The following is a 12,096-nucleotide window of genomic DNA, read 5'->3' on the forward strand; positions in this document are numbered from 1 at the left end:
ACTCAGTCCTTGTCTCGCGTGAGCCGGCGCTGGATGAGCGCGATGATCAGTACCGCGACGAAGAAGATCAGCGAGATCGCCGCGGCGTACCCGATCTCCTGCTGCTGGTAGCCCTTGCGGACGGCGTGGTAGACGATCGTGGAGGTCGAGCCGGTCGGCCCGCCCTGCGTCATGACGTCCACCTGCACGAACAGCCCGAGCGCGGCGATCGTGATCGTGACGAGGACGAAGACCATGGTGGGACGCAGTCCCGGCCAGGTGACGCTCGTGAACTGGCGCCAGGGGCTCGCGCCGTCCATCTTCGCGGCCTCGTAGAGCTCCTCCGGGATCGTCTGCAGACCGGACAGCCAGATGATCATGTGGAAGCCGACCGCCTGCCAGATCGACAGCACGATGATCGCCGGCAGCGCGGTGGTGGGGTTGTTGAGCCAGTCGACGCTCTGCCAGGCGCCGAAGGTGAGCGTGTCGATGAACGAGTTGATGAGCCCGTCCTTCTGGTACATGAACTTCCAGAGGATCGAGACGACGACGATCGAGGTCACCACGGGGATGAAGAAGATCACGCGGAACGCGGTGACGCCCCGCATCCGCCGGTTGACGAGCACCGCCAGCAGCAGGCCGAGGCCGGCCTGCACCGGCACGACGACGAGCGCGAACAGGAAGGTGTTCCAGGCCGACTGCAGGAACATCGGGTCGGCGCCGAAGGCACGGGCGAAGTTGTCGAGGCCGACGAAGCGCGGCGGGTTCGGCGAGATGAGGCGCGCGTTCGTGAACGAGAGCCCGAAGGCGAGCAGCACGGGGATGACGAGGAACAGGACGAGGAGGATGCCGGCCGGGGCGATCATCGCCAGGCCGGCCCACGTCTCGCGTCCGCGGATGGAGCGGAAGCGGCTCAGGGCGCGGCGCGGCTTCTCGGCCACGGCCGTGGCAGGGGTGACAGTCATGGTGACTCTTTCGAGGTCGTCGAGCGGAGCGGGTGGGACGCGAGGTCCCACCCGCTCGGGCTCACTTGGTGAAGCCGTACCCGTCGTTGGACGAGATGTTGGCGTCGATCTCGCTGACCGCCTGGTCGAGCGAGGTCTTGACGTCGGCGCCGTTCATGATGTCCTTCGCGGCGGTCTCGAACGTCGTGGAGATGACGGCGTAGGCCGGCGTCGCGGGACGCAGCACCGCGAACTTCTGCGACAGCTCGACGAAGGGACGCAGCACGCCCTCATCGTTGAAGTACTTCGAGGCCTGCGCGGCCGAGTCGGTCGCCGGGATCACGATCTGCTGGTCGGCGAACTGGGTGATGTACTTGTCCTGGAAGCTGAACTCGAGGTACTTGCGGGCACCGTCGGCGTCGTTGCAGCCCTTGGAGATGGCCCACTGCCACGAGCCGCCGCCGATCTTCGGGCCGGTGCCGAGGTCCGGCGGGGGCAGGATCAGCAGGTCGTCGCCGACGGCGTCGACCGAGGCGAGCGCGTTCCACACGCCGGTGTAGCTGAGGGCGACCTTGTTGTCGACGAACTCCTGGTTGCCGACCGTGCCGTTCGCGTTGGCGTAGCCGTCGCGGAAGAGGTTCTGGAACCACGTGCCCCACGCGACGGCGTCGTCGCCGTTGAGCGCGCCCTCGGCGGTGAGCATGCTCGAGCGGTCGATGAGGTCTCCGCCGAAGCTCTGCAGGAAGGGAGAGTAGGCGTAGGGCCACCACTCGCCCTTGTCCTCGGCGCCGATGTCGATCGGGGTCTCGTAGCCCGCGGCCTTCAGCGTGGCCAGCACGGAGCCGAACTCGTCCTTCGTCCAGGGCTTGTCGACGGTCGGGATGCGGATGCCGTTCGCCTCGAGAACGGACTTGCGGGCGAAGATCGACAGCGCGGCATCCCAGTAGCCGGCCGAGTAGATCTGTCCGTCCCACGTGCCGACGGCGGTCGGCAGCAGGGCGTCGGTGATCTTGGTGTCGATGCCGAGCGGCTGCAGGTAGCCGGCCCACGCCCAGTTGGGCATGATCGGCCCGTCGAGGTCGAGGAGGCAGGGCAGGTCGCCGGATGCCGCCGCAGCGACGACGGCGTCGTTGTAGGCGCCCTGCGGGAAGGACTCCTCGACCACCTCGTACTGGTCCTGCGACGCGTTGAAGTCCGAGATGATCTGCTGGTAGACCGCGAGCTCGGCCGGGTTTCCGGCCGAGTGCGTCCACATCGTCAGCTTCGTACGACCGTCCTCGGTCGTGCTGTCACCTTTGCCGGCCTGACCGCAGCCGGTCAGTGCCAGCACCCCGACGAGCCCCGCCGCAGCGAGGACCGACACGGATGTGCGCTTCATTGTGATTTCCTTGTCTCGTGATCGACGCGTGCGTCGATCACCGATCGGGGGTCGCCGAAAGCGACCGCTCGGTGTGTTGTGAGGTCCGTCGCCGGTTCGGTTTGGCGACATGCGCCGGCGGCGGGCCCACGGAGTCTCGTCGGACGACGGGACACTCCATCTGGTGAACGGCATCCTCTCCCCCCTCACGGATGCCGAGTGCGACCTCCATCGCCCAGCGGCCCATCTCGTAGTGGGGCAGCGCGACGGTGGTCAGCGGGGGGTCTTGCTCGGCGGCGATGAACTGCTGGTCGTCGTAGCCGATGATCGAGATGTCCTCGGGGATGCGCAGCCCGCGTGCGTGGATCGCGGTGTAGGCCCCCGTGGCCATGCGGTCGTTGAAGCAGAAGATCGCCGTCGGGCGGCGCTCCGACGGGAGGTCGAGCAGGCGCTCGGCGGCGCCCCGCCCGCCGCGGTGCGAGGTCTCCCCGTGCACGTGCAGCTCGTCGTCGACGACGATCCCGGACGCCGCGAGCACCTCGCGATAGCCCTCGAGGCGGAGATCCGCGGCGATGGGACGACCCGGGTCCTCGTCGGTGTCGATGTACGCGATGCGCGTGTGGCCCGCCGCGACGAGCTCGCGGGTCGCCGCGGCGCCGCCGGCGCGGTCGTCGGGCACGACGCTGGGAAAGCCCGTCACGCCGTCCGCCGGACGGCAGTCCAGCAACACCGTGTCGGCGGGCAGCTTCACGTCGGCCGGGACGATGCGGTGCCACATCGCCGCGTAGATCAGCGCGTCGACCTGCTGCGCGGTGAGGGCCCGGATCGCGGCGTCCTCCACCGCGGCGTCCGATCCCGTGTCGACGAGGAAGACGAGGTGTTCGTTCGCGCGGGCGACGTCCTGCGCACCGGCGAGCATGCGGCCGGCGAAGGGCGTGGTGGCGATCTGGTCGGAGATGAGCCCGACGGTCTTGGTGCGCTGCTGGCGGAGGCCGCGCGCGAGGGCGCTCGGCGCGTAGCCGACCGCGGCGGCGGCGGCGCGCACGCGGTCTCGCGTCTCCTGCGAGATCCGCGACTCGACGTCGTTCAGCACGAGCGAGACCGTCGTGACCGACACACCGGCCGCTGCCGCCACGTCGGAGATGCGTACGCGGGCCATGTCACCACTTCCTCGTGATAAATCGATTTAACGTCTGGAGTGATTATTGACCCGAGCTCGCCGGTTCGTCAAGCATCGATGCCGAAACGACACCGACCGTCGCGTCAGGCGGTGCGCCGCTGCGCCTGGACGAGGGGATCCGGCACGGGAGAGGAGGCGATCAGCGCCGACGTGTACGGATGCCGCGGCGCGCGCAGCACCTGCGTGCGCCGCCCCTCCTCCACGACCCTGCCGTGCTGCAGGACGACGATGCGATCGCAGAGCTCGTCGACGACCGCGAGGTCATGACTGATGAACAGACACGCGAAGCGCAGCTCCCGCTGCAGTTCGCGCAGGAGCTCCAGCACGGTCGCCTGCACCGAGACGTCGAGCGCGCTCGTGGGCTCGTCGGCGATCAGCAGCCGCGGCCGCAGCGCGATGGAGCGCGCGATCGCGACGCGCTGACGCTGACCGCCCGACAGCTCGTGCGGATACCGGCGTCGCCAGGCGGCGGGAAGGCCCACGGCATCCAGGAGCTCGGCGACGCGGGTGTCGAGCGCGGCGCCTCGCAGCCGCGCGTGCACGCGGAGGGGTTCGGCCACGGCGTCACCGACGGTGCGGCGCGGATCGAGCGCGGCGGTGGAGTTCTGGAACACGACGCCGACCTGGCGCTTCACGGCGACGGCGCGACGTCCGCTGACGGCGCGCAGGTCGACGCCGCACACGCGCACCGTCCCGGCCGAGATGGGCGTGAGGCCCAGGGCGCAGCGCCCGATGGTCGACTTGCCCGACCCCGACTCCCCCGCCAGCGCGACGATCTCGCCCTCCCGGACGGCCAGGGTGACATCGTCCACCGCCGCCACCGCGTGCCGGCCCCGCCCGTAGACGACCGACAGGGCATCGACGTCGAGCACGACGGTGCTGCCGGAGGGATCGTCGCGCTCGGGCGCGCCGAGGCGCGGCACCGCGGCGAGCAGCCGGCGCGTGTAGTCCGCGGTCGGCGCCGAGAACAGCTCCTGCACGCCCGCCGCCTCCTCGACGAGGCCGTCGTGGAGCACGACGACGCGGTCGGCGATGTCGGCGACGACGCCCATGTCGTGCGTGATCATGATGATCGCCGTGCCGACGCGGTCGCGCAGCCGACGCAGCACGTCGAGCACCTCGCGCTGCACCGTCACGTCGAGCGCCGTCGTCGGCTCGTCGGCGATGAGGATCTCGGGGTCGCATGCCAGGGCGATCGCGATCATGACCCGCTGCGCCTGGCCGCCCGACAGCTGGTGCGGGTAGCTGGAGAGGCGTTTGCGGGGCTCGGCGATCTCGACCATCTCCAGCAGCTCGATCACGCGGGCCCGTCGCTGGGCCCGCGTCATCTCCGGCCGGTGCACGATGAGCATCTCCTCGATCTGCGCGCCGATGGAGAACACGGGATCGAGCGCACTGCCCGGATCCTGGAAGATCACGCCGATGCGGGTTCCGCGGACGGCCTCGCGCCGGGCCGGCGTCATCGTGAACAGGTCCTCGCCGTCCAGCAGCGCCTCCCCGCGCACGACGGTGTTGCGCGGGAGCAGCCCGACCAGCGCCAGCGCGCTCACGCTCTTGCCCGATCCCGACTCGCCGACCAAGGCGAGCACCTCCCGGCGCTCGAGCGCGAACGACACGCCCCGGACGGCCTGCGTGGTCTCGCCCCCCGTGACGAAGTCCACCGCCAGGTCGCGCACCTCCAGCAGCGACGTCACGGCGCGACGTCCTCGTCGATGTCGGCGTCGCGGTACGCCTGCCAGTCGGCGAGCATCTTGCGGTGGTAGCCCATCAGCCAGATCATGTAGCGTCGCGCGTTCTGCAGGCGCGTGCGGGGTCCGGAGGCGGCATCGGGGAGGATGTCGAGACCGTACTCGATGGTCGAGGTGACCCGCCGCGCGTAGTCGCGCTCCCCGGCGAGGAAGCTGCCCCAGACATCCTCCTCGACGCGGAAGTAGCGGTTGCGATCGCCGGGCAGCGAGTGCGGCTTCAGGAACCCGAGGCTCACGAGGGCGCGCGTGGACATCGAGACGGCCCCGGCGCTCGCCCCGAGCATCTCGGCGATCTGCGCGGAGGACAGGAACGGTCGGTCGACGATGAGCAGCAGGCCGAGCACCCGCCCGTCCATCCGCGGGTTGCCCGCCGCGCCCCACGAGAAGGCGAAGTCCTCGACGAACGTGCGCGCCTCTTCGCTCAGCTGCTCCGCCTGACGGTCGGTCTCCTCGCTCATAGCGACATCCTCTCCAATACCGTCCCCGGCTCCGGGAGCGCCATGGCCGCCTCGAACACGGCCTGGGGCCACATCGTCATGCCGCTCCACACGATCGATTCCACCCCACCGCCGGGCGCCTTCGCCACCTCGATCGGCTCGCCGGTCGCGCCGAAGCCGTCACGGCGCGCCTGGTGCATGCGTCCGGACGCGTCCACCTCGACCTTCTCGGCCGCGCGCGCGGGATCGTCCGCGGCCGGGTGCAGCGCGAAGGTGGCGCCCCCCAGGTGGGCGATGTCGAGCACGCTCCACAGGCTCGCGAACCGCTCCTCCGGCAGATCGGCGCGCGCATCGGCATCCGCGTGGGTCAGGGCGAGCCGGATGATCGCCATCGCCCCGGTGGCCAGCAGGTCGGCCGGGCCGTCGATGGCGTTGGTGAAGACGCTGACGGCGATCCCGTCCTCGGCATCCAGCCAGGTGCGCGTGATGTGCCCCGGGTAGCCGCCGCTGTGTCCGACGAGGCGGCGTCCGCCGAGGGTGTGCAGTTCGAAGCCGAGGCCGTAGTCCCGCGTCACGCCCCCGATGTCGATGCGCGAGTGCGCGTGCTGGGCCTGGCGCTTGCTGTCGTCGGCGAGGAGGCGATCGTCGCCGAGCGCGTGGGCGGCGATGTAGGCGGTGGTCTCCGCGGCCGTCGAGTACCAGCCCGTCGCGGCGGCGAGCGCGCGCGTGTCGACGTGACCGATCACGCGACGCTCGCCGTCGGCCAGTCGCGCCGTGTGACCCGCGGCGTACTCGCTCTCGCGGGTGCCCTGCCAGTCCGACCCCGAGCGCACGAGCCCCAGCGGGTCGCAGATGTGCGTGCGGGTGTACGCGTCGTAGTCCACGCCGGATGCCGCCTCGATGACGAGCCCCAGCAGCCCGTACGCGATGTTGGAGTACTTGAAGAACTCGTTGCGCGCGAACACCCGCCCCTCCGCGCGGCAGATCTCGACCAGGCGCGCACGATCCGGGAAGGGCCCGCCGCGCTGCCAGTAGTCGGCGTCGCGTCCGTCGCGGACGACACCGCCCTGATGCGCGAGCAGCTCGCGGAGGGTCACCGCCGAGAGCTCGGTGTCGACGAGTTCGGGCACCCAGGCGGCCACGGTGTCGTCGAGACGGAGATCACCGCGTTCGGCGAGCTGGAGCACCGCGGTCGCGGTGAAGGTCTTGGAGTGCGACGCGATGCGGAACAGGTGCGCGCCGGTGAGCGGGGTTCCGCTCGCGACGTCGGCACGGCCCCACGCGAAGTCGAGGACGAGCTCGCCGTCGACGCGGATGGCGGCCTGGATGCCGGGCACCTCCCGCTGGGCGCCGAGGAAGGCGAACCACCGGGCCGCGTAGCGCGCGGCATCCTCGACGGCTCGGCGTCGACGTGCGGCGGTCTCGTCGTCGGAGGGGGAGGCGGAGGCGGTCACAGACGACGTCCTTTCGGGTCGAGCGCATCGCGGAGGATGTCGCCGAGGGTGATGAGCGCGAAGACGGTCACGCTCAGGAAGAGAGCGGGGAAGAAGAGCATGTGCGGGGAGGTGCCGAAGTACGACTGGGCGTTCGCCATCTGCAGCCCCCACGAGATCGACGGCGCGCGCAGGCCCACGCCGAGGAAGGTGAGGGTCGACTCGGCGACGATGATGCTGCCCACCATCGTCGCCGTGATCGCGAGCACCGGGCCCAGCGCGTTGGGGACCACGTGCGTGAGGAGCGTCCGGGTGTGGGAGATGCCCATCGCGCGTGCCGCGCTGACGTAGTCCGTCCGCCGCACGGTGCGCACGGAGGTGCGCACGAGCCGCGCGAGCGTCGGCCAGCTGAACACCGCGAGTACGACGGCGACCACGAGCGGCGTGCGCTCCCCCACGCTGTTGAGCACGATGATCGCGCCGAGGATGAAGGGGAAGCCGAGGAAGACGTCGGTCAGGCGGGAGATGATCGCGTCGGCGATGCCGCCGTAGTAGGCCGCGACGGTGCCGACGACGATCGCGATGACCAGCGCGATGACCGTCGCGGTCAGGCCGATGAACAGCGAGGTGCGGGTGCCGTGGATCACGTTGGCGTAGACGTCGCAGCCCTGCAGGTCGGTGCCGAACACGTGCGCGGCGCTCGGCGGCTGGGCGCTGTCGCGCAGCGTGCACGCGCGGGGGTCGGGCTGGCCGAAGAGCCCGCCGATGACCGACGGGAACAGCGAGACGAGCGCGAGCACCGCGAGGATCGTGGCGCTGAGCCAGAACAGGACGCGACGGCGCAGGCTCATCCACACGCCGCGGCGGACGGTGATGTGCTCGAGGGCGGTCACAGCGGTCTCAGTCATGACGGCTCCGGGGGTCGAGCAACGCGTTCAGGAGATCGACGAGCACGTTCAGCACCAGGAAGATGAGGATCAGCGTCGTGCCGACCCCCACGATCGTCGGTCCCTCGTGCGTGCGGATGGCGCCGAAGAGGAGCTGTCCGATCCCGGGGAGGTTGAAGATGCCCTCCACCACGACGGCGCCGCCGAGGAGGAACCCGAGGTCGATCGCGACGAACGTCAGCACGGGCGCCACCGAGTTGCGCATGACGTGCAGTCCGACGATGCGGCGGCGGGGCATGCCCTTGGCCCGCAGGGTGCGCACGAAGTCGGAGTCCATCGAGTCGACGACGCTGCCGCGCATGAGCCGGGTGATCGAGGCGAGACCGAAGAGGGCGATGACCAGCGCCGGCAGGAGGTAGGACGCCGGCCATCCCGCATCGGTGCCCGCGATGGGGAACCAGCCGAGCTGCAGTCCGAAGACCAGCTGCGCGGTCACGGCCACCACGAACACGGGGATCGACGTCGCGAGGATCGTCCCGAAGAGCACCGTGCGGTCGATCGCGCTGTCGCGGCGCAGACCCGAGAGCAGGCCGAGGGCGACGCCGAGCACGACTTCGATCACCCACGCCGTCAGCGCGAGCGTGATCGTGACCGGCCACCGCGACGCCATCCGATCCGCGACCGGCACACCGCTGAAGGTCGTGCCCAGATCTCCGGAGAACAGCCCGCCCAGGTAGCGCAGGTACTGCTGCCAGAGCGGCTCGTCGAGGTGGAACTGCGCCCGCAGCTGGGCGACGACGTTCGCCGGGAGGGGCCGGTCTCCGCCGAGGGCGGCGATCGGATCGCCCGGCAGGGCCCACACGGTGGCGTAGATGATGAAGGTGACGCCGATGACGACGATGACGAACTCCGCCAGGCGTCCCCCGATGCGCCGCGCGCCGATCATGCGAGCCTCCGCCGGACCGTTGCGAACAGCGCCGCGAGCTGCACCCCGACGAGGGCCTCGACCGGAACGGGCGGCAGGTCGGCGTGCGGGTCCTCGGCGAGCCACCGCTCCCACTGCGCCGCGAGGGCGTCGCGCGCGCGGCGGAGGTCGGCGGCGGCCGTGCCGGCGTGCACCTCGGCATCCAGCGCGCGACGCAGGATGCCGGCGAAACGCAGCCGGAAGGTGCGCACGACCTCGGTGTTGCCGAAGACCTCCGCGACGGTGGCGGGACGATCCGCGGCGGCCGCCGCCGACCGTCGCCGCTCGGCGACGGCGACCGCGCCCATGCCCGGCGCGAACGCCTCGCTGGCGCGCAGGAACGGCGAGTCGATCGTCAGCAGCGGGCGCACCGCGTCGAGGGTGCCCGTCAGCAGCGCGTGCAGTTCGTCGAGGTGGTCGGCCTTCGTGCGCAGCACCTCGCGGTAGGCGAGGTCGGTGGCGGTCGTGTCGGCGGCGTCCGGGTGGATCCAGTAGGGCAGCTCGGCGATCATCGTGGTCGTCCCGTAGCGCTCGAGGTAGTCGGCGGTGCCCGCCCCGCCCGCGCGGGCGTCGAGGCCGAGGCCGGACGCGAGGCGGTGATCGATCAGCTCGCGCGTCAGCGGTGCCCGGAAGACGGCGTCGGCCAGCGGCGTCAGTCCGTCCATCTCGGGCTCTCCGACGTCCAGCGGCAGCCCGAACGCGGCGGGGATCGCGCTGAGCTCGCGGGCGAGCGCGGGGTCGGCGTCGTTCGTGTAGAAGTAGACGCCGCCGAACTCGCCGTTGTGCAGGCCGACGAACACGTCCGGCCGGACGCGGTCGAACAGCCCCATCAGGGCGAGCGTCTCGGGGATCGGGGCGTCGAAGCGCGCCCCCCGGTAGGCGAACGGGAACGACCACTCCACCTGCTCGGACGGTGCCGGCCGGTAGAAGCCGCGGTAGTAGTCCGCCCGGCGAAGCGGCGGGGCGAACCAGCCCTCGTTGAGCCGCGTGCCGTCGGGGTCGGCGCACGGGACGAGATGCCACGTCGCGCCGCGGGAGTGCTCGGGCTCGGTGAGCAGCAGGCGGGCGAGCCGCTGGACGGTGCGGAAGCCGATCGGCTCGTTGGGGTGCACGCCGGCCGCGACCACGACCTGCGCCGGCCCGTCGCCGATGGTGATCACGTCGATGGGCGCACCCTCGCGCGAGTGTCCGATGACCGATGCCGTCGCCCGGTCGGGATGCGCTCGGCACAGCTCCTGCAGATCGGCGCGCAGCGCGTCGACGGTGGGGAAGCCGTCGATCGCGTCGGCGGCACCGGGAGCGGCGGCGGGGAGGAAGGTCATGAGCGCTCTCGTCTGGAACTGGAACGGCCCCGCGGGGGGTCGAGGGCGGGTGCGGCCGGGGCGGGTGCGGAGCGTCGGGCGGGACGCTCCGCACCCCGACCGTCATTCGGTGAGGACGATCGACCGGTAGGTGGGGTTGCCCACCGGCGAGGTGACGAGCTGTGCGACGCGCGGGGAGGTGACGTAGGAGTACTTCTCGAAGAAGAGCGGCACCGCCGGGAACTCCTTCTGGATGATCTGCTGCACGGCGGCGTAGGCGGAGCCGTCGGTGGACAGATCGGCGTCGGCGGCGGTCATCGCCGAGGCGACCTCGTCGCTGTACCAGGGGATGCAGTTGGTGCAGCCGCCGCCCTTGATGAAGAAGACGCGCAGCGTCGCCTGCTGGCTGGGGTAGAGGGCGCCCCACCGCGAGAAGAACGGACCGGTGATGTTCTCGTCGTTGCGGTTCTGCAGGAACTCGGCCCAGTCGGCGCTCGGGGTGGCCGTCGCGTCGATCCCCAGGTTCTGTCGGAGCTGGTTCGCGATCGCCTGGTAGAGCGGGTCCAGTCCGCCGCCACCGGGGTAGTAGATCTCCATCGGGCCCGAGAACCCGCCGGCCTCGGCCAGCAGCGCCTTGGCCGCCTCGGGGTCGAAGGAGCAGTAGTCGCCGCAGATCCCGGTGGGCGTGCCGGGCTCGATGGCCGGCGTCCACGCCGTCGCCGGGGCGTACGTGCCGCCGTAGATCACGTCGATGATCGCCTCGCGGTCGATCGCCATGGAGATCGCCTCGCGCACACGCACGTCCTGGTAGGCGGAGTTCCACAGGGGCAGACCCAGGAACGAGATGCCGGGCGCCTCGAACGAGTACAGACGCTGCCCGAAGTCGGCCGACGCCTGCGTGAGCTTGGAGGCGGGGACCCCCGCGACGTCGAGGTTGCCGGCGAGGACGTCGGTGTAGGCGGTCTCGCTGTCGGTGTAGGGCACGAACGTGATGCGGTCGATCGTGGGCTTGTCGCCCTTGTAGCCGCTGTAGGCGTCGAGGACGATCGGCTCGTTCTCGACGTAGTCCTGCGCGAACTGGAAGGGACCGTTGCCGACCGGATGCGTGTTGTAGGCGGTGAAGTCCGCGAACGCCGAGGCGGGCATCGGGAACATCGCGGTCTGCGCCTGCGTCACCTGCAGCGGGAACTGGCTGTCGGGACCGATGAGGGTCACCGTGAAGGTGAGGTCGTCGACGACCTTCAGTCCGGACATCTCGGTCGTGGACGGGGTGCCGGATGCCGGATTGAGGTCGGCGTAGCCGACGATGTTGGCCAGCTGTCCGGAGTTCTCGAACGCGTTCGGACCGTACGCCACCGCGTTCCACGAGTCGACGTAGCTCTGCGCCGTCACGGGGGTGCCGTCCTGGAAGGTCCAGCCCTCGCGCAGGGTGACGGTCCAGGTCGTGGCGTCCTGGGACTCGATGGACTGGGCCTGGACGTACTCGAGCGAGCCGTCGGAGTTCAGGAACGCGAGCGGCGCCCACACCGCCATGTTCACGTCGTAGGCGACGGATTGGCGGCCCGGGACGATCAGCTGCGGGTCGGTGGAGGCGACGCGGATCTCCTTCTTCTGATCCGCGCCGGAATCGGACGGTGTCGCACTGCAGGCGGACAGTGCGAGGGCGGCGGCGACGACCGTGGCCGCCGCGGCCAGGAGCCTCTTGTTCATGGTTTCCTCATTGCGGGTTGCGGGACGGGTGAGGTGCTGCGCCTCACCGGCGAGGAGCAGGACCGGCGAGATACCCACACAGTAGAGGCGAAAGCTTTCGAACTTTCAGTACGTAATGAAACCTTTACAACCACGAAATCGTCGGAGCGGTCGGCG

General features: G+C 70.6%; 10 protein-coding genes. All 10 read right to left on the reverse strand.

Annotation, left to right across the window (positions count from 1 at the left end; translation table 11 throughout):
- Positions 1-2: 2 nt before the first annotated feature.
- The 10 genes from AC6CQV_RS12640 to AC6CQV_RS12685 all read right to left on the reverse strand — a co-directional run bounded on the left by AC6CQV_RS12640 (position 3) and on the right by AC6CQV_RS12685 (position 11,940).
- Positions 3-944 carry a carbohydrate ABC transporter permease gene (locus tag AC6CQV_RS12640; protein WP_101305434.1) on the reverse strand — a complete coding sequence of 314 codons (942 nt, stop codon included), beginning with the start codon at positions 942-944 and terminating at the stop codon, positions 3-5.
- 61 nt (positions 945-1,005) lie between these two features.
- Positions 1,006-2,301 carry a sugar ABC transporter substrate-binding protein gene (locus AC6CQV_RS12645; protein WP_060959305.1) on the reverse strand — a complete coding sequence of 432 codons (1,296 nt, stop codon included), beginning with the start codon at positions 2,299-2,301 and terminating at the stop codon, positions 1,006-1,008.
- Positions 2,302-2,338: 37 nt separating this feature from the next.
- Positions 2,339-3,439, reverse strand: coding sequence for a LacI family DNA-binding transcriptional regulator (locus AC6CQV_RS12650; protein WP_101305433.1), 1,101 nt, complete (start codon positions 3,437-3,439; stop codon positions 2,339-2,341).
- Positions 3,440-3,543: 104 nt separating this feature from the next.
- Entirely contained in the window at positions 3,544-5,154 is a 1,611-nt protein-coding gene (locus AC6CQV_RS12655; RefSeq protein ID WP_060959303.1) for a dipeptide ABC transporter ATP-binding protein, read from the reverse strand.
- Positions 5,151-5,666, reverse strand: a complete 516-nt coding sequence (locus tag AC6CQV_RS12660; protein ID WP_060959302.1) for a GbsR/MarR family transcriptional regulator — start codon at positions 5,664-5,666, stop codon at positions 5,151-5,153. The genes AC6CQV_RS12655 and AC6CQV_RS12660 overlap by 4 nt, the downstream gene beginning before the upstream one ends.
- Positions 5,663-7,099 carry a serine hydrolase domain-containing protein gene (locus AC6CQV_RS12665; RefSeq protein WP_498259655.1) on the reverse strand — a complete coding sequence of 479 codons (1,437 nt, stop codon included), beginning with the start codon at positions 7,097-7,099 and terminating at the stop codon, positions 5,663-5,665. Before AC6CQV_RS12665 ends, AC6CQV_RS12660 begins: the two co-directional genes overlap by 4 nt.
- Entirely contained in the window at positions 7,096-7,986 is an 891-nt protein-coding gene (locus AC6CQV_RS12670) for an ABC transporter permease (protein ID WP_101305430.1), read from the reverse strand. The genes AC6CQV_RS12665 and AC6CQV_RS12670 overlap by 4 nt, the downstream gene beginning before the upstream one ends.
- Entirely contained in the window at positions 7,979-8,911 is a 933-nt protein-coding gene (locus AC6CQV_RS12675; protein ID WP_101305429.1) for an ABC transporter permease, read from the reverse strand. Before AC6CQV_RS12675 ends, AC6CQV_RS12670 begins: the two co-directional genes overlap by 8 nt.
- Positions 8,908-10,251 carry a M14 family zinc carboxypeptidase gene (locus AC6CQV_RS12680; RefSeq protein ID WP_498259656.1) on the reverse strand — a complete coding sequence of 448 codons (1,344 nt, stop codon included), beginning with the start codon at positions 10,249-10,251 and terminating at the stop codon, positions 8,908-8,910. The genes AC6CQV_RS12675 and AC6CQV_RS12680 overlap by 4 nt, the downstream gene beginning before the upstream one ends.
- 102 nt (positions 10,252-10,353) lie before the next feature.
- Positions 10,354-11,940: a peptide ABC transporter substrate-binding protein gene (locus tag AC6CQV_RS12685; RefSeq protein WP_101305427.1), complete on the reverse strand. Its 1,587-nt coding sequence runs from the start codon at positions 11,938-11,940 to the stop codon at positions 10,354-10,356.
- Positions 11,941-12,096: the final 156 nt, after the last annotated feature.

This window comes from Microbacterium sp. EG9, from assembly GCF_059759475.1.